General features: G+C 68.0%; 16 protein-coding genes. 10 read left to right on the top strand and 6 right to left on the bottom strand.

Going from position 1 to position 17,945, the window contains the following annotated elements; genetic code table 11:
• The first annotated feature begins 23 nt into the window (after positions 1-23).
• Positions 24-1,043, top strand: a complete 1,020-nt coding sequence (locus KK7_RS0104235; protein WP_010543401.1) for an oxidoreductase — start codon at positions 24-26, stop codon at positions 1,041-1,043.
• A gap of 48 nt (positions 1,044-1,091) precedes the next feature.
• Here the strand turns inward: KK7_RS0104235 and KK7_RS0104230 are convergent, their stop codons facing one another.
• Entirely contained in the window at positions 1,092-3,308 is a 2,217-nt protein-coding gene (locus KK7_RS0104230) for a beta-glucosidase family protein (protein WP_010543400.1), read from the bottom strand.
• Between the two features lie 105 nt (positions 3,309-3,413).
• Positions 3,414-5,675 (bottom strand): FdhF/YdeP family oxidoreductase, encoded by a 2,262-nt coding sequence (locus KK7_RS0104225; protein WP_010543399.1) that lies wholly within the window; start codon positions 5,673-5,675, stop codon positions 3,414-3,416.
• A 66-nt stretch (positions 5,676-5,741) separates the two neighbouring features.
• Here KK7_RS0104225 and fdhD point away from each other — a divergent pair, with 66 nt between their 5' ends.
• From fdhD to KK7_RS0104210, 3 genes are all read left to right on the top strand, one after another.
• Positions 5,742-6,488, top strand: a complete 747-nt coding sequence (fdhD, locus tag KK7_RS0104220) for a formate dehydrogenase accessory sulfurtransferase FdhD (protein ID WP_010543398.1) — start codon at positions 5,742-5,744, stop codon at positions 6,486-6,488.
• Positions 6,485-7,018, top strand: a complete 534-nt coding sequence (gene mobA / locus KK7_RS0104215; protein ID WP_010543397.1) for a molybdenum cofactor guanylyltransferase — start codon at positions 6,485-6,487, stop codon at positions 7,016-7,018. Before fdhD ends, mobA begins: the two co-directional genes overlap by 4 nt.
• Positions 7,019-7,090: 72 nt before the next feature.
• Complete coding sequence (locus tag KK7_RS0104210) at positions 7,091-8,692, top strand: response regulator (protein WP_010543396.1); 1,602 nt, start codon at positions 7,091-7,093, stop codon at positions 8,690-8,692.
• Between the two features lie 7 nt (positions 8,693-8,699).
• On the opposite strand, the gene KK7_RS0104205 is transcribed toward KK7_RS0104210, so the two are convergent.
• Both KK7_RS0104205 and KK7_RS0104200 read right to left on the bottom strand, forming a co-directional pair.
• On the bottom strand, positions 8,700-10,751 hold the full coding sequence (locus KK7_RS0104205) for an NAD(+) synthase (RefSeq protein WP_010543395.1): 2,052 nt from the start codon (positions 10,749-10,751) through the stop codon (positions 8,700-8,702).
• Positions 10,752-10,861: 110 nt separating this feature from the next.
• Positions 10,862-11,590, bottom strand: coding sequence for a murein L,D-transpeptidase catalytic domain family protein (locus KK7_RS0104200; protein WP_029622777.1), 729 nt, complete (start codon positions 11,588-11,590; stop codon positions 10,862-10,864).
• Between the two features lie 274 nt (positions 11,591-11,864).
• On the opposite strand from KK7_RS0104200, the gene KK7_RS0104195 reads away from it, so the two are divergent.
• Genes KK7_RS0104195 through mtnA form a run of 4 tightly spaced genes read left to right on the top strand, consistent with a single transcriptional unit; the run spans position 11,865 to position 14,736 of the window.
• On the top strand, positions 11,865-12,491 hold the full coding sequence (locus tag KK7_RS0104195; protein WP_010543393.1) for a methylthioribulose 1-phosphate dehydratase: 627 nt from the start codon (positions 11,865-11,867) through the stop codon (positions 12,489-12,491).
• Complete coding sequence (locus tag KK7_RS0104190) at positions 12,488-13,036, top strand: 1,2-dihydroxy-3-keto-5-methylthiopentene dioxygenase (protein ID WP_029622775.1); 549 nt, start codon at positions 12,488-12,490, stop codon at positions 13,034-13,036. Before KK7_RS0104195 ends, KK7_RS0104190 begins: the two co-directional genes overlap by 4 nt.
• Positions 13,037-13,060: 24 nt before the next feature.
• Positions 13,061-13,693: an acireductone synthase gene (gene mtnC, locus KK7_RS0104185; protein ID WP_010543391.1), complete on the top strand. Its 633-nt coding sequence runs from the start codon at positions 13,061-13,063 to the stop codon at positions 13,691-13,693.
• Complete coding sequence (gene mtnA, locus KK7_RS0104180) at positions 13,690-14,736, top strand: S-methyl-5-thioribose-1-phosphate isomerase (RefSeq protein ID WP_010543390.1); 1,047 nt, start codon at positions 13,690-13,692, stop codon at positions 14,734-14,736. The genes mtnC and mtnA overlap by 4 nt, the downstream gene beginning before the upstream one ends.
• 4 nt (positions 14,737-14,740) lie before the next feature.
• Here the strand turns inward: mtnA and KK7_RS0104175 are convergent, their stop codons facing one another.
• A complete protein-coding gene (locus tag KK7_RS0104175) occupies positions 14,741-15,886 on the bottom strand; it encodes an aminotransferase (protein WP_010543389.1) in 1,146 nt (381 codons plus the stop codon).
• Positions 15,887-15,984: 98 nt separating this feature from the next.
• Here KK7_RS0104175 and KK7_RS0104170 point away from each other — a divergent pair, with 98 nt between their 5' ends.
• Entirely contained in the window at positions 15,985-16,218 is a 234-nt protein-coding gene (locus KK7_RS0104170; RefSeq protein ID WP_010543388.1) for a hypothetical protein, read from the top strand.
• A gap of 63 nt (positions 16,219-16,281) precedes the next feature.
• On the opposite strand, the gene KK7_RS23115 is transcribed toward KK7_RS0104170, so the two are convergent.
• Positions 16,282-16,827 carry a hypothetical protein gene (locus KK7_RS23115; RefSeq protein ID WP_162097246.1) on the bottom strand — a complete coding sequence of 182 codons (546 nt, stop codon included), beginning with the start codon at positions 16,825-16,827 and terminating at the stop codon, positions 16,282-16,284.
• Between KK7_RS23115 and KK7_RS0104165 the strand changes: the two genes are divergently transcribed.
• Positions 16,811-17,945: CHASE3 domain-containing protein (locus KK7_RS0104165; RefSeq protein ID WP_237709128.1), on the top strand; the 1,135-nt coding region annotated here is incomplete at its 3' end. The two genes, KK7_RS23115 and KK7_RS0104165, sit on opposite strands and share 17 nt — an antisense overlap.

The raw sequence follows: 17,945 nt of genomic DNA, 5'->3' as shown, positions 1-17,945 counted from the left end.
TCTCACTATTTCGGGAGACCCGCATGATCCGCACCGGCTTGATCGGCTTCGGCCTTGGCGGCACCGCCTTCCACGCGCCGCTGATCGCGGCCGTCGACGGCCTGGAACTGGCCGCCGTCGCCACCTCGCGGGCCGAGGCGCTCGCCGCCGCCTATCCGGGTGTGCCCGCCACCACGCCGGAGGCGCTGATCGCCGATCCCGCCATCGACCTGGTGGTGATCTCGACCCCCAATGCCACCCATTTTCCGCTGGCCCAGGCGGCGCTGGCGGCGGGCAAGCATGTCGTGATCGACAAGCCGCTGACGCCCGCTGCGTCGGAGGCCGACGCACTGATCGCGCTGGCGCGCCAACAGGGCCGCCTGCTGGTGCCGTTCCACAACCGGCGCTGGGACAGCGATTTCCTCACCGTGCGCAGGCTGGTCGAAAGCGGGCGGCTGGGCGAGATCCTGCTGTTCGAGGCGCATTGGGATCGCTTCCGCCCCGACCTCGCGCAGGCGTGGAAGGAGGCGCCGGGTGGAGGGCAGTTGCTCGACCTCGGGCCGCACATGCTCGATCAGGTGCTGGTGCTGTTCGGCATGCCGGAGGCGGTGCGCGCGGACGTGGTCGGGCAACGGGGCAACAGCGCGGTCGACGACTATTTCGAGCTGACCTTGTTCTACGGTGCGCGCCGGGTGGTGCTGGCGAGTTCGCGGATGATCGCGGCCCCGCGCCCCCGCTTTTCCATCCACGGGCGCGGCGGCAGTTTCGTGAAGTTCGGCCTCGATCCGCAGGAGGCGGCGATGCGGGCGGGCGGATCGGTGGGAGATCCCCGCCACGGAGCCGAGGATCCGGCACAGTTCGGCGTGCTGACCCTGCCCGATGGCTCGCAGGAGACGATCCCGTCGGAACGCGGCGACTATACGCGCTTCTATGCGGGCGTGGCCGCCGCGATCCGCGACGGTGCAGCCGCGCCGGTTGCGGCAGGCGATGCGCTGGACGGCCTCCGGCTGATCGAGGCGGCACGGCGTAGCGCGGAAGAGGGTGTAACGATCACAATGGGTTGATCGGCGATCCCCGCACGCCGTATCAAGCGGCGTGCGGGGGGCGGCCGATCAGGGATGCCAGCTCGCCGGCAGCGTGCGCGCGGGCACGGTGACGGTGGTCGTGGCGGCGATGTCGTCCGCCGAATGGCCGAGCAGGACCTTGTAGCTGCCCCCGGCGATCTTCCAGCGGTTCGATGCGCCGTCGAACACCGCGAGCAGGCGCGGGTCGATGGTGACGGTCACCGGCTTCGAGGCACCCGCCGCCAGCGACACCTTCTGGAACGCGCCCAGCCGCTTCGGCGCCTCCCAGCCATTGCCCGAAACATAGACCTGCGCGACATCGGCACCCGCTCGCGTGCCGGCATTGCGCACGGTGAAGCGCACCGTCACCGTGCCCTTGGGCGCGGCGGCCTTGAGCCCGGCATAGGCGAAGCGGGTGTAGGACAGGCCATGGCCGAAGGCGAATTGCGGCTTGTCGCCCTTCGCGTCATACCATTTGTAGCCGACCGCGGCGCCCTCCGCATAGCGCGTCTCGCCTTCGTTCGGCGCGCTGGGCTTGGGCAGCTGGGCGAGGCTGCGCGGGAAGCTCGCGGGCAGGTGGCCCGAGGGGTTCACCTTGCCCGTCAGCACGTTGGCGATCGCTTCGCCGCCCGCCGTGCCCGGATACCAGGCTTCGAGGATCGCGGCGGTCTTGTCGGCCCAGGGGGTGAGCACCGGTCCGCCGGTTTCCAGCACCACCACGGTCCTGGCGTTGGCGCCGGCCACCGCGTCGATCAGTGCATCCTGATTGTCGGTGAGGCTCAGCGACACGTCGAACGCTTCGCCCGTCCACTGCGTCGCGAAGACCAAGGCGACGTCCGCCTGCTTGGCGGCAGCCGCTGCTGCGGTGGCGTCAGTACCGTCGAGATAGGTGATCTGCGCGTTCGGCAACTGGCGGCGTAGCGCTTCCAGCGGCGAGGAGGGGTGATACATCACCGGGCCCGGCCACACCTTGGGCTCCAGCCCCGGCACCGCATTGCCGCCGACCGGATAGACCAGCGACGAGCCGCCGCCGGCCAGCACGCCCTTGTCGGCATGGCCGCCGATCACGACGATGCGCTTGGCGGTGGCGGCCAGCGGCAGCACGTCGCCCTTGTTCTGAAGCAGCACGATCGCCGCCTCGGCGTCCGCACGGGTCACGTCGGCATGTGCCTTGAGCATCGCGGGCGGAAGATCGAGCGGTGCGGCGGTGATCGGGTGCTCGAACAGGCCGTGCGCGAACATCGAGCGGAGGATGCGGTGCGCCATCTCGTCGAGGCGTGCCTTGCTCACCTCGCCCTTGGCGATCGCCGCCTTGAGCGGCTCGCGAAAATAGGGCTGCTCGTCGAACGGCCAGCCCGATTCCTGCTCCAGGCCGGCATTGGCGGCGGCGACGGTGGAGTGGGTGGCGCCCCAGTCCGACATCACGAAGCCCTTCCAGCCCCAGTCGCGACGCAGCACGTCGGTCAGCAGCCAGGGCTGCTCGCAGGCGTAGAGCCCGTCGACCTTGTTGTAGCTGCACATCACCGAGCCGGGGGTGCCCCGCTCGATCGCGAAGTTGAAGGCGAGCAGGTCGCTCATCCGCGCGGCGGTGCGATCCAGCACCGCGTTCATCTTGAAGCGGTCGGTCTCCTGGTCGTTGATCGCATAGTGCTTCACGGTGGAGATGATGTGGTTGGACTGGATGCCGGCGATCTGCGCGCCCACCATCGTGCCGGCGAGCAGCGGATCCTCGCCGCCATATTCGAAGTTGCGGCCGTTGCGCGGCTCGCGCAGCAGGTTCACGCCGCCGGCGAGCAGCACGTTGAAGCCCGAGGCGCGGGCCTCTGCGCCGATCATCGCGCCGCCCTTGAAGGCGAGGGCGGGATCCCAGGTCGCGGCGGTGGCGATGCCCGAGGGAAGCGAGGTGCGGCCGCGCTTGTTGACCGCGCTTCCCTGCGTCGCGACTCCGACGCCGGCATCGGTCTGCCACTGGGCGGGAATGCCAAGGCGCGGAATGCCGGGGATGTAGCCGGCCGAACCCGGGCGGGCCTCGGCGGGGGTCTTGAAGTTCTTCGGCGCGAAATCGGTGCCGAACAGGCCGAAGACCAGCGTGAGCTTCTCGTCCTCGGTCATCTGCGCGAGAACCAGCTTCGCGCGCGCATCTGGCGAGAGCTTGGCGTTGCTCCACGGCCGTGCGGCCTGTTGCGCCTGTGCGGGTGCCGTGATGGCGGTGGTGGCGGCCAGCGCCAGCAGCGGCGCGGCGAGCGCCAGGGTATGTCGCTTCATGTCGTCCTCTCCTCCCGGATCGTTTGTCAACGTTGTCCGATGCCTAGCACAAGAACGGGCGCCGACAAGAGCCGGCGGCCGTTCTTGTGCATGCGGGGCTTGCGTTCAGGTGCGGATGCGGACCGGGACGGACTTGGCCGCCGGGGTCTTGGATGCCTTGTCATGGTGGCTGAGCGCGATCAGCGGGTTGAGTTCCGGATAATAGCCGGCCACCGCGCCATCGGGCAGATCGAAGGGCAGCACCTCCAGGCCTTCCACCCGTCGCTCGACACCGTCCGATTCGTCGCCCATCAGGCTGATCCGCTGGCCTTCCGTCAGGCCGATACGGGCCATTTCCCTGGGGTTGATCAGCAGCACGTCGCGCTTGCCCTCGATCCCGCGCAGCCGGTCCGAATAGCCATAGACGGTGGTGTTGAACTGATCGTTCGAGCGCAGCGTGATCAGCCGGAACACGCCCTCGGCATCGGCGAAGCCGGTGGCGTTGAGGTGGCTGGGGACGGTGAACTCGGCCTTGCCGCTTTCCGTCTGCCAGTTGCGATCGCGCGCGCTGTTGCCCTTGAAGAAGCCGCCCGGGGTAAACAGCCGCTGGTTGAAGTCCTTGAACTTGTCCGGATAGGTCGCCTCGATCGCGTCGCGGACCAGCGCATAGTCGTCCGCCCAGGCCGACCAGGGCACATTCGGATTGGGGTCCAGCGTCGCTTCTGCGATGCCGGCGACGATCGCCATTTCCGGCTGAAGGTGCGGGGAGGCGGGCCTGGCCTCGCCGATCGAGCCGTGGATGCAGCTCAGGCTGTCTTCCATCGTCACCACCTGCGGGGTGCCGCCCCGCACGTCGCGCTCGGAGCGGACCAGGGTGGGGAGGAGATAGGCGGTATCGCCGCAGAACAGGTGGCCGCGGTTGAGCTTGGTGGCGATCTGTACGGTCAGGCCCATGCGGGACCATACCTTCTCCATCACCCGGTGGTCCGGAATGGCCCGGAGGAAGTTGCCCCCCAGGCCCAGAAAGGCGTCCACCTCGCCGGCGACGATCGCCTCGCAGCCGGTGACGGTGGTGTAGCCCTCGTCGCGTGGCGGCTGGAAGCCATATTGTTCGGAAAGGCGGTCCAGCGGCACCAGCTCCGGCTTTTCGGAGATGCCGACGGTGCGCTGGCCCTGCACGTTGGAATGGCCGCGCACGGGCGAGACGCCGGCGCCCAGCCGCCCGATATTCCCGCGCAACAACATCAGGTTCACCACGCCGGCGACATTGTCATAGCCGCCGACATGCTGGGTGAGCCCCATGCCCCAGATGCCGATCGCGCGCTCTGCCTGGATATATACCTCGGCGGCGGCGATCATGTCGGCGCGGGGCAGGCCCGTTTCCGCCTCGATCGTCTCCCAGCTGGTCGATCGCACCTTCTCGGCAAAGGCCTCGAAGCCATGGGTATGCTCGGCGAGAAAGGCGTGGTCGAGAACCCCGCCGCGGCGATCTTCCTCGGCCAGGACATGCTTTGCGATGCCAAGCATGGCGGAGATGTCGCTGCCCGGCTTCAACTGGTAATATTGCGTGGAGATCTTCGTCTTGCCGCCGGTCACCATCTGGATGCTCTGCGGGTCGCGGAATTCGACCAGGCCCTTTTCGCGGATGGGGTTGAAGGTGACGATCTTGGCACCGCGCTTGCGCGCCGCGGTCAGCGTATGAATGAAGCGCGGGCTGTTGGTGCCGGTGTTCTGGCCGAAGAAGAAGATCGCATCGCAATGCTCGAAATCCTCGAGCAGACAGGTGCCCACCGGCGCGCCGATCGTCGATTTGAGCGCCACGGACGTCGTTTCGTGGCACATGTTGGAGCTGTCGGGCAGGTTGTTGTGCCCGTAGAGCCGTGCGAACAATGCCCAGGCATAGCTGGTCTCCAGGCTGGCCCGGCCCGAAGCATAGAAGATGGTGCGCTTGGGATCATAGCCGCGCAGCTTCGTGCCGATTGCCTGATAGGCTTCTTCCCAGGTACAGGGCAGATACTTGTCCGTCGCGCGGTCATAGCGCATCGGGTTGGTGAGGCGGCCGGCCTGCTCCAGATCATAGTCACTCCAGCCCTTGAGCTCGGTGAGCGTATGCTGTGCGAAGAAGTCGGGCGTCGCCCTGCGGGTGGTGAGGTCCCACAGGGTCGCCTTGGCGCCGTTCTCGCAGAACTCGAACATGTGCGGCTTGGCCGGCTTGGTCCAGGCGCAGGAGGTGCACATCATGCCGCCGGGCTTGTTCTGGCGGGCGAGCGTCTTCAGCGCGTCGGCGCTCGGCCGCTCGGCGCCCGCGACCAGCGCCATGCCGCGCATCGATCCCCAACCGCCCTCGGGACCGGAATAGTGGATCGTCCCGTCTTTTGCCCGCGCCATGCATACGCTCCTTCAAACCGTGCCTTTTCCCTATACCTGCCGGATACGCCCGCCTATCCTCAACCGATGGAGATGTGGTTCGATCGCGTGGCGCCCGACGGGTCGGAGACCCGGCTTGAACGAACCTTGATACCGGAAGTGCCGGTCGCGATCGAAATCAATGGCCTGGGCTATGCCGTGATGATGGCGACGCCGACCGATCTGGAGGATTTCGCGATCGGTTTCGTCGTCGCGGAGCGCCTGGGCGAGGTTGCCGAGGTGGAGGCGCACGGCGTCGCGCGGGGCTGGGTCCTGCGGGTGACGCTGCGCGACGCCGCCGCCGTGATCGAGCGCGTCCGCCATCGCACCACCGATTCGAGCTGCGGCCTGTGCGGAATCGACAATCTGGAGGCGGCGCTGCGGCCGCTTTCCCCGGTGACGGCGGCGAGCGAGGCGGGGCCTGCGGCGCTGTTCCGTGCGGCTGCGGCCTTGCGCGACCACCAGCCGCTCAATCGCGCGACCGGCGCCGCCCATGCCGCCGCGCTCTGCTCGGCCGCCGGCGACATCCGGCTGGTCCGCGAGGATGTCGGCCGGCACAATGCCTTCGACAAGCTGGTGGGCGCGATGGCGCGGCAGGGGCTCGGCTGGGACGGCGGTTTCGCGCTGATCAGCGCGCGCTGCTCGTTCGAGCTGGTCGAGAAGGCGGTGCTCGCCGGCTGCCCGCTGCTCGCCGCCATCTCCGCCCCGACCGCGCTGGCGGCGGAGCGGGCGCGCGACGCAGGGCTGGCACTCGCCGCGCTCGTCCGCCCCGACGCGCTGCTGCGGCTGGCATGAGCAGGCCGCTCGGCGCAATCTTGGCCGGCGGCGCCGCCTCCCGCTTCGGATCGGACAAGGCGCTGGCCGAATGGGAAGGGCTGCGGCTGATCGACCATGTCCGCATCGCGCTCCTGCCGCACTGTAGCGGCGTGGTGCTGTGCGGGCGGGACGGGGCGGACGGCGTGCCGGACCGGCCGGCGGGGGGGCGGGGCCCGCTCGGCGGGCTCAACGCCGCGCTGCATGCCGCCGCCGCGCGCGGGCTGTCGCGCGTGCTGGTCGCGCCGTGCGACACGCCGCTGCTGCCGGCGCCGCTGCTCGCCCTGCTGGCGGAGCACGCCGGCCCGGCCTATGTCGCACAATTGCCGGTGCTGGGGATCTGGGAGGCCGCACTCGCGCCGCGCTGCGACGCCTATCTGTCAGGCGGCGGCCGATCGTCGATGCGTGGCTGGGCGTCCCATATCGGGGCAACTGCAATCGATTGGCCGCAATCGATCGCCAACATCAACTCTCGCGACGATCTTGCGGGGCTCACCGGGTTTTTTCCGTAGTTCCGTTCGAACCGGATGTGCGTTAGCGGTTGCGCAATTTTCTGTCGGCGTCAGCCGGCGGCAGGGGGGTCGATGGAGAGCCTGATTGCAGCCTTCTGGAGCGGCAATTATTCGCCGCACGGCTATTGTCTCTTCTGGCAACCCCAGTTGGTCTGGACGCATGTTGTCGCCGACACGCTGATCGCCCTGTCCTACTTCTCCATCCCCTGGGCGCTGATCGCCCTGGTGCGGCGGCGACGGGATCTCGGCTTCGACTGGATGTTCTGGTGCTTCGCGCTGTTCATCCTGGCGTGCGGGATGACGCATCTGATGGGCATCGTCACGCTGTTCAGTCCGCAATATGGAGTGGAGGCGCTGGTTAAGCTGGTGACCGCCGGCGCCTCGCTCGCCACCGCCGCGCTGCTCTGGGTGCGGCTGCCGGCACTGGTGCGGCTGCCCTCCGCGGAAAAGCTGAAGGAGGCCAACAACGAGCTGGCCGCCATGGTGGAGCAGCGCGATGCGGCGCTCGCCGAACTGCAGAACGAAGTCGTTCAGCGCGAGAATGTCGAGGCCGCCCTGCTCCAGGCGCAGAAGCTGGAGGCGGTAGGCCAGCTGACCGGTGGCATCGCCCATGACTTCAACAATCTGCTCCAGGCGATCGCGGGCAATCTCGAACTGATCGCGCGTCGCCCCGACGATGCCGACCGGGTGATCCGCTGGACATCGAGCGCGCTCGACGCGGTGGAGCGCGGTCGCCAGCTGACCGGGCAGCTGCTCGCCTTCTCCAGCAAGCAGCGGCTCGACGTGAAGTCGGTCCGGCTCGCCGAGCTGATCGGCGGCATGGCCGGCCTCATCGAACGCGCGGTGGCGCCGCTCAGCCGGGTGCGGCTGGAGCGGATCGATCCCGTCTGGAACGTGCAGACCGACGCGCTGCAACTGGAATTGGCGGTGCTGAACCTCGCCTTCAACGCCCGCGACGCCATGCCCGAGGGTGGCGTACTGACGATCAGCGCGGAGCTGCGCAGCGGCAAGGTGGCTGCGGACCTGCCGCCGGGCGACTATGTCGCGCTGACCGTCGCCGATACCGGCACCGGCATGCCGCCCGAGGTGCGCGCGCGCGCGGTGGAGCCGTTCTTCTCCACCAAGGGCGTGGGCAAGGGCACCGGCATGGGCCTTTCCATGGCGTTCGGCGTGATGCGCCAGTCGGGCGGCACGCTGCTGATCGACAGCGAGGCGGGTCGCGGCACGGCAATCACGCTGGTGCTGCCGCTGGCCACCGTGCCGCCGCGCCGCGACGTGCAGGACGATGCCGCGCGGGACGAACGGATCAGCCTGTCGACGCTGAAGGTCGCGCTGGTCGACGATGATCCCCAGGTCCGCGCCTCGCTGGCCGAGACGCTGCACACCGCCGGGGCGATGGTGGAAGAGGCGAGCGACGGCGCGGCCGGGGTCGCGCTGGTCCAGTCGAAGCGGTTTGATGTGCTGGTGGTCGACTTTGCCATGCCCGAGCTGAGCGGCAACGAAGTCGCCGAGCAGGTGGCTGCGATCGATGCCGGGCTGCCGGTGATCCTCATCACCGGCTTCGCCGATTCGGCCAAGCTGGACGCGATGACCTCGCCAAACGTCACCGTGCTGCGCAAGCCGTTCGAATCGCAGGAGCTGCTCCGCAAGATCCGCGACGTCGCCCGCCGCTGAGCAGGGCTCAGGGCAGCGCGGCGCGCAGTTCCTCGATCCAGGCCGTCGCCACGCTGTCCGACGGTGCGCGCCAGTCGCCCCGCGGGCTGAGCGCGGCGGCACCCGAGACCTTGGGGCCGTTGGGCAGCGCCGATCGCTTGAACTGGCTGATCTGGAAGAAGCGGAACAGAAAGGTTTCCAGCCACCTGGCGATTGTCGTCAGGTCATAGTGGTTGCGCCCTTGGGCGGGGAAGCCGATCGGCCAAAGCCCGGCCTCGGCATCCTTCCAGGCGTGCCAGGCAAGAAACGCCACCTTGGACGGTTTCAGCCCGAAGCGCGCGACATGGTGCAGGAAGAAGTCGTGCAGCTCATAGGGGCCGATCCGGTCTTGCGTGCTCTGCATCTTGCCATCGGCATCGGCGGGGACGAGCTCGGGGGAAATCTCGGTATCGAGGATGGCGAGGAGCACCGCCGCCGCCTCGCCGTCGAACTGGCCGCTCTCGACGCTCCAGCGGATCAGATACTGGATCAGCGTCTTCGGCACGCCGGCATTGACGCCGTAATGGCTCATCTGGTCGCCCACGCCATAGGTGGACCAGCCCAGCGCCAGCTCCGAAAGATCGCCCGTGCCGAGCACGAAGCCGTGATTCTGGTTGGCGAGGCGGAACAGATAGTCAGTCCGCAGCCCCGCCTGGACGTTCTCGAAGGTCACGTCATAGACCGGCTCGCCCTTGGCGAAGGGATGGCCGATATCGGCCAGCATCTGCCGGGCGGTAGGGCGGATGTCGATCTCGGCGGGCGTAATGCCCACGGCGCGCATCAGCGCCCAGGCGTTGGACTTGGTGCCCTCGCTGGTGGCGAAGCCGGGCATGGTATAGCCCAGTATGTCGGTGCGCGGGCGTCCGAGCCGGTCCATCGCCTTGGCCGCCACGATCAGCGCGTGGGTGGAATCGAGCCCGCCGGAAATGCCGATCACCAGCGACTTGCTCCTGGTCGAGGCGAGGCGCTGGCGCAGGCCTTCCACCTGGATGTTGAACGCCTCGTAGCAGTCCTCCTCCAGCGCCGCCGGCGTGTTCGGAACGAAGGGGAAGCGCCGGATCGGGCGGATCAATCCGCGATCGGCGAAGTCCGGCTGGTGCTGGAAGGCGATGCGGCGGAAGCGGGTTTCCGGGTGCCCGGCATTGCGGGCGCTGTCGTTGAAGGTGCCGTCGCGCAGCCGCTCCAGCCGCAGCCGCTCGAGGTCCAGATCGGCATAGGTGATCGCGTCGGCCAGCTCGAAGCGCTGCGAAGCCGCCAGCTTCTCGCCGAACTCGTAGATCAGGCCCTGGCCGTCCCAGGCGAGATCGGTGGTGCTCTCGCCGGGTCCCGAGGCGGAATAGAGATAGGCGGAGATCGTGCGCGAGCTTTGCGAGGCGCAGAGCAGCTCGCGCTCGCGGCCCTTGCCGATCACGATGTTCGAGGCGGACAGGTTGCACAGTACCAGCGCGCCGGCCAAGGCGCCTTCGGTGGAGGGAGGCTGCGGCGCCCAGTAGTCCTCGCAGATCTCGATATGGAAGACGAAGTCCGGCAGGTCTTCCGCGGCGAACAGCAGGTCCGGGCCGAAGGGCACGGTCTGGCCGGCGACGGTGATCTCGAGGTCGCGCAGGCCCGCGCCCGATGCGAACCAGCGCTTCTCGTAATATTCACGGTAGTTTGGCAGGTAGGTCTTGGGGACGACGCCGAGGATCCGGCCGCGCGCGATGGCGACGGCGCAGTTGTAGAGGCGCCCGCCCCGCGCCAGCGCCGCGCCTACCAGCAGCACCGGCTTCAGCGTGCGGCTCGCCTCGGCGATCGCGGCGATGCCTGCCGCGCTGGCAGCGAGGATCGTATCCTGCAGGTGCAGGTCGTCGATCGCATAGCTGGTGACGTTGAGTTCGGGGAAGACGAGGATGTCGGCGCCCTGCGCGTCGCCGGCTTGCGCCAGCGCGATCGTCGCGCGGGCATTGGCCGCGGGATCGGCGACGGTGCCCATGGGGGTGCAGACGCCCGCCCGGATCATCCCGTGGCGGTGGAGCGCGAAGAACGGATGCGGATCGGCCATGCGGATGTCCTATGCCGGGTACCATGGCCTGCCAACCCCGCGGGCGCGGGTCGGTTGCGGCGGAAACGCCCTTGGCTCCTCCTGCCGGAGGAGCGGCACAGGGTTCGCCCTTACGCCTTGGCGGCGTAGATCATGCGGCCGGGGCCGAGGCGTTCGAACACCTTGGCCAGCTGGCGCTCGCCGACCGCGAAGCAGCCCTGGCTGCGGCCGAGCTTGCCGTGCTTGGAAACCATGTCCGGGTTGGCATACCAGGCCGAATGGACAACGATGGCGCGGGCCAGCGCGTTGTTGTTGGTCGGGTCGAGCCCGATCAGGCGCTGCGAGTCGCCGTGCTTGCCGACATAATAATCGGCGGTCAGGAATGCGCCCTCGCAGGTCGCCTCCGAATTGATCTGGTTGGAGAAACGCTGGAGCAGCCCGGTGTGCCCCGGATCGGAGCCGATGCCGTGCGCCACGAGCAGCGGCTCGACCTCGCCGGTACCCATGTTGACCAGGAAGAAGCGCGCCTGCGACGAGGGCAGCGAGAAATCGGCGATCGCGATCCGGTCATGGGTATCGACCCGCATCGAGTGGCGGTCGAGCGCGGCGGTGGCCCGCTTGAACAGCTCCGGACGGATGCCCGCAGGAACGATCCGCGCCTGGGCGGCAACCTTCGGAGCTTCGCCCAGCGTGGCGGCATGCACCGGCTGGATCCGCGGCGGGAGCGGGGCGGGGGGCGCGCTGGCCATCGTCGTGCCGATCGTCCGCGAGGCGCAGGCCGAAACCGCTGCACCGCTTGCCATGATCAGCGCCGATTTGAGCAGTGCCCGTCGCGATTGAACCGTACCGATAGACTTCATGATGGTGTTCTGCGCCCGCAAATTTCTGTCATGCTCCGGAAACCGTATAACAGAAGCGGCGTTAACGATGCGCTGGCCGATGGCGGAATCGGGCGCGTTTCGCCGCGTCCGTTGCTCGGTTCACCGAACTGTCACGCATTGACGTACCGCCAGGCGTGAATGCGCGCTGCGATTGCTGGGCGAATCACGCTGCGGCGCGACAGGTGTGCCGATGCTCTTTTCGCATCGGAAAATGGCAGGTGGCGCGGCGCGTGCGAAGCGCTAGAGGCGCGGCATGACCATGTCCTACCAACAGGCCGTCACGGCGTTGATCGAGGCCGGCCGCCGGCTCGACGCGCGCGGTTGGGCGCCGGCAACCTCGGGCAACTATTCGGCCCGGCTCGACGACGGCAGCATCGCGCTTACCGTGTCCGGACGCCACAAGGGCCGGCTCGGCGCCGACGGGATCATGCGTGTCGACCTGGAGGGGCGCCCGCTAACCCCCGGCAAGCCTTCCGCCGAGACGGATCTGCATCTCGCGCTGTACCGCATGTTTCCGGACGCGGGCGCGGTCCTGCACGGGCATTCGCCCCAGGCGGTGGGCCTCAGCCGCGCGACCGATGCGGACGGCTGGACGCTTGCCGGGCATGAAATGCTGAAGGCCTATCCCGGCCACACCACCCACGACGCCCAAGTGCGGCTGCCGATCGTCGACAACAGCCAGGACATGGCGGTGATCGAGGCTGCGATTCGCCCCGTGCTGCTGGCGCCGGGCGCCATTCCGGCGTATCTGATCCGCGCCCATGGGCTCTATGCCTGGGGCAAGGATGTGGACGAGGCAGAGCGCGTGCTGGAGGCGACCGAGTGGATGATCGCCGCCGAACTCGCCGAAGCCAGCTTCAGACAGGCATGGGCACGATGAGCCAGCTTCGTATCTTCGCGGAAACCGGATCGACCCCGCTCCTCGACACGCGCGAGCCGATGACGATCGCGGCCGAACTCGCGGCGCAGGGCGTGCGGTTCGAGCGCTGGCCCGCCCGTCCGATCGCCGCCGATGCCGACCAGGAGGCGGTGCTTGCCGCGTTCGCGCCGGAAGTCGAGCGGCTGAAGGCGGAGAAGGGCTATCGGTCCGTGGACGTGATCCGGATGGTGCCCGATCATCCCGAGAAGGACCTGCTCCGGGCCAAGTTTCTCTCCGAGCATCGCCACGCCGAGGACGAGGTCCGCTTCTTTGTCGAAGGGGAGGGGCTCTTCACATTGCATCTGAACGACCGGGTATATGCGGTTCTTTGCGAAGCGGGGGATCTGATCTCGGTGCCCGCGGGCACGCCGCACTGGTTCGATATGGGCCCGGCGCCGCGCTTCACCGCGATCCGGCTGTTCACCAATGCCGATGGCTGGATCGCGCAGTTCACCGGTGACGCGATCGCCGAGCGTTTTCCGCGTCACGAGCCTGTCGCTGCCTGAGCGCGGCGCAACGAGAGCCAGACCATGACCAAGCCCAAGGCCGTCCTGCTCGACATCGAGGGGACAACGAGCAGCATCGCGTTCGTTGCGGACGTTCTGTTTCCTTATGCAGCCAAGCACTTGCCGGCATATATTGCCAGTCATTGTGAGGAGGTGGCGCCGATCCTGGCCGAGGTGCCGGGCGAGGACAAGATCGCCACGCTGCTCGGCTGGATCGCCGAGGACCGCAAGGCCACCCTGCTCAAGACGCTTCAGGGCCTGGTCTGGGCGCAGGGCTATGCCGACGGGACGCTCCAAGGCCATGTCTATCCCGATACGCCCGAGGCGCTCCGCCGTTGGCACACGGCGGGCGTGGCGATCCATATCTATTCCTCCGGATCGATCGCGGCGCAGAAGCTGATCTTCGGACACTCGGTCGAAGGCGACCTGACACCGATGATATCGGGCTATTTCGACACCACCACCGGACCGAAGCGCGAAGCTGAGAGCTATACGAAGATCGCGGCCGCAACAGGTATGGATCCAAAGGAAATTCTTTTCGTGTCGGACATGCGGGCCGAGGTGGAGGCGGCGCGCGCCGCCGGGTTGGGCGCGTTGCTGATCGATCGCGCCGGCGGCCCCGCCGACATTCACTCGCTCGCGGAGATTCGCCTGTGATCCTCGATGGCCGGCACACCCGCTCGATCGCGCGAACCGAGGACGGGCAGGGCATTCGCATTCTCGACCAGCGTCAGCTGCCCTGGGAGATACGCTGGGTCGAACTGCGGAGCCTGGATGCCGCGGCGGTCGCCATTCGCGAGATGTGGACGCGTGGTGCCCCGATGATCGGGGCGACCGCCGCCTATGGCCTCGCCATGGCCCTGGCCGTCGACGCGCGCGATGCGGCGCTGGCGGCCGCCTATGCGACGCTGGTCGAGACGCGTCCGACGGCGATCAACCTGCGCTGGGCGCTCGACCAGGTTCGCGCGGCGGTGGCGCCGCTCCCGGAGGCCGAGCGGGCCGCGGCCGCCTTCGACCGCGCCGATGCGATCTGCGACGAGGATGCCGCGCTGTGCCGCGCGATCGGCGCCCATGGTCTGGCGCTGCTGCGCGACCTGCACGCGCGGAATGCCGGGCGTCCGCTCAACATCCTCACCCATTGCAACGCCGGCTGGCTGGCGACGGTGGATTACGGCACCGCCACCGCGCCGATCTATCTCGCGCACGACGCAGGCATCCCGGTCCATGTCTGGGTGGACGAGACGCGGCCGCGCAACCAGGGCGCGCTGCTCACCGCGTTCGAACTGCGCAACCACGGCGTGCCGCACACCGTGATCGCCGACAATGCCGGCGGGTTGCTGATGATGCAGGGGCAAGTGGACGCGGTGATCGTCGGCACCGACCGCGTGACCGCGAACGGCGACGTGTGCAACAAGATCGGTACCTATCTGAAGGCGCTGGCGGCGCACGACAACGGCGTGCCCTTCTACGTCGCCTTGCCCTACACCACCTTCGATCCCGCCACCGCCAGCGGCGCCGACATCCCGATTGAGGCGCGTGCGGCAGAGGAGGTGACGCGGCTTACCGGACCGGACGAGGCCGGCCGAATCGCGACGATCCGCGTGACCGATTCCCCCGCGCACAACCCCGCCTTCGACGTGACGCCCGCGCGGCTGGTGACCGGCTATATCACCGAGCGCGGGGTGCTCGACCGGATTTGAGCGATCAGGCGCGCCATGCGGCCACGCGGGCGAGCGCCTCGTCCAGCACCGCATCGTCCTTGACGAAGCAGAAGCGGACGACGTTGGTCACCGGAGCCTCGGCGTAGAAGGCGGAGACGGGGATGGTCGCCACTTTCGCCTCGTCGACCAGCCGTTCGCTGAAGGCCACATCGTCCATCGCGATGCCCGAGGCGGCAAGGTCGACCGAGAGGAAATAGGTCGCCGCACTCGGCAGTACCGCGAAACCGGCGTCGCGGAGCCCTGCGGCCAGCCGGTCTCGGCCGGCCTGAAAGCGGCCACGGGCGGCGTGGATCCAGTCGTCCTGCGTGGCAAGGCCCTCGGCCACCGCCCATTGCAGGTTTGGCGGGGTGGTGAAGGTTAGGAACTGGTGGGCCTTGGCCAGCACGCGGGCAAGCGGCGGCGCCGCGCACATCCAGCCGACCTTGAAGCCGGTGAGCGCGAAGATCTTGCCCGCGCTGCCGATCTTCACCGTCCGCTCCCGCATGCCGGGAAAGCCGAGCAGGGGCAGGTGGCGGGCGCCGTCGAAGGTCACCTGCTCCCACACCTCGTCGCAGATCGCGGTCAGGTCGTGCGCGACGCATAGGTCGGCGAGCATCGCCAGATCCTCCGCGCTGGTCATGGTCGCGGCGGGGTTGAGCGGATTGTTGAGCAGGATCAGCCGCGTCCTGGGCGTGACCGCGGCTTCCAGCGCGGCGCGCTCGATCCGCCATTCGGGCGGCTGAAGCCGCACGAAGCGGGGCACGCCGCCGGCGCGGCGGATCAGCGGCACATAGGCGTCGTAGAGCGGCTGGAAGCACAGTACTTCGTCGCCGGGCTCGATCAGCGCGAGCAGCGCGGCGGCCAGCGCCTCGGTCGCGCCGGAGGTGACGATCACTTCCTCGGGGGCGAGGTTCAGGCCTTGGTGCCGGGCATAATGGTCCGCCACCGCCTGCCGCAGCTCGGGCAGCCCGGCCATGGGAGGATATTGGTTCGATCGCTCGAGAAGCGCGCGCGCCGCCGCCTCCAGCACCGCTTCCGGCCCGCGCCCGTCGGCAAAGCCCTGGCCCAGATTGATCGCGCCGTTCGCCCGGGCACGGGCGGACATGGCCTCGAAGATGGTGGTGCCCATCGAAGAATAGATCGGGTTCATCGCAGAGCGCTATTGCGGGGAGCGGTTGCGCCTTGCAAGCCGCGGGGCAATCGCCGCATGAAGATGGCGGTTAAGACTGCGTGTGTCGAAGGAACAAGATGAGCAAGAATCCGTCCGTGCCCGCCGAAACGCCATCGTCCACCCCTGTATCGGATACGTCCCAGGGCGGGGAAAGCGAAGCCGTCGCCGTCGCCAAGGAACTGGCGGCCGCCGCCAAGCGCCGGATGCCGAGCACGCGCCAGATCGGCATGGGCGCCGCGATCGGCGTGGGCTCCGCCGCAATCGTCGCCGGGCTGCTATACTGGAAGGGCGGGCGCAAGGACCGCAAGTAACGCGATATTTTGAGATGATATCGGGTGGGGCGGATATGGCCGAGTGGCCGATCCGCTCCGCAATCATCGGTGCGAAGACGACAATTTCGCCAATTGCCGCCGCATCTTCTCGACGAACGCAACGCGACCTTCGTCGACGGCCTTGGCGCCCGTACAGGGCGATTTCGCCGGCCGCTTCTGCGACTTCGTAAATGGAGTGTTAATGCCACGGAAACCTAAGTGTTTCTCCGGTGGACTGTTTCTGCGCGCGGTGACCGCTCGGTAAGGGATTGTTCCTATAATGCGATCAACCACAGACCGGGAATGGGTTTGGGAGTGCGCATGTTCGTTCGATTGCAGTCCAGTGCTGGCGGTGATGCAGGAGGGGGCCTTGCGCCTTCCGGTACGCCTTCGATCGATGCGGACCGCGCATGATCCGAAATCCTCCTGACCATTCGGCAATTGATTCGGCGGAAGCGCACGCCGCGATCGAAACCAGCACATCGGGGCGCGGACACAGGTATCGGAAAGACCAGAAATGATTGCATCGATGAAAATTCCGAGGAAGCTCGCACTGTCGTTCCTGCTGATCTGCGCATCGGCGGCGATCGTGATGATCGTGTTCTTCATGAACATCTCGATGATCCGTTCGGTCACCGACCAGAACAATCTCAGCCAGCAGATCCACTCGAAGACGCTCACGCTCGAAACCGCGCTGCTGCGCCAGAACAGCCAGCTGCGCGGCTTCCTCGTCACCGCTGATCCGACCTATCTGAAGTCGTACGACGAAGGTCGCTCGGAATATGACGAGACCTCGGTCGAGCTGGAAAAGCTGCTGACCGATCCGTCGCTGCTCGACGCGCTGCGCAAGTCGCGCGCCGAGACGCTGTCGTGGCGCGAGAAGTGGGGCGACCGCCTGATCGCGGAAGTGAAGGCCGGCCGGCGCGAGGAAGCGCAGGCAGAGGTCCGCAATGCCGGCAAGGCGGTGCTCGTCTCCGCAGCCGTGCTGCCGCTGCGCGCGATCAAGGATGCCCAGGCCGAGGCGATCGAGAAGAACGGTGCCCGCCAGGAGGGCGCGATCGCCACGGCGACCACCGTGCTGATCATCGGCGCGATTGCCCTGATCGGCATCGCGATCGGCCTGGCCGTGATGCTCAGCCGCATCATCGCGCGTCCGATCAGCCAGCTCACCCGCACCATGGCCGATCTGGCGGCCGGCCGGAATCATATCGACGTGCCGGCGACCGCCCGCGGCGACGAACTCGGCGACATGGCACGCGCGGTGCTCGTGTTCCGCGACGCTGCGGTCGCCAAGGAAGCCTCGGACGCCGCCAGCGCCAAGGCCGAAGCAACGCAGAAGATGGTGGTCGAAACCGTGTCGACCCACCTGGCCGAGCTGGCCCAGGGCAACCTGACCGCGCAGATCACCGCCGACTTCCCGGGCGAATACAGCGTCGTGAAGACCAACTTCAACGGCGCCCTGTCGAGCCTGCGCGAGCTGATCGCCTCGGTGATCGAGGCGACGACGTCGATCCGTACCGGCTCGAACGAGATCGCCCAGGCCAGCGAGGATCTTGCCCGCCGCACCGAGGCCAATGCCGCCAGCCTGGAGGAGACGGCTGCCGCCGTCACCCAGATGGACCAGCGCCTGAAGGCCACCGCCGCCGCCGCCGGCCGCACGGTGGAGCGCGCCGACGGCACCATGTCGACGGTCGACAATGGCCGCTCGACCGCCGACGAGGCGGGGG

The sequence above is a fragment of the Sphingomonas elodea ATCC 31461 genome (assembly GCF_000226955.1).
Taxonomy (GTDB): domain Bacteria; phylum Pseudomonadota; class Alphaproteobacteria; order Sphingomonadales; family Sphingomonadaceae; genus Sphingomonas; species Sphingomonas elodea.
This window is presented reverse-complemented; position numbering and strand designations above follow the sequence as displayed.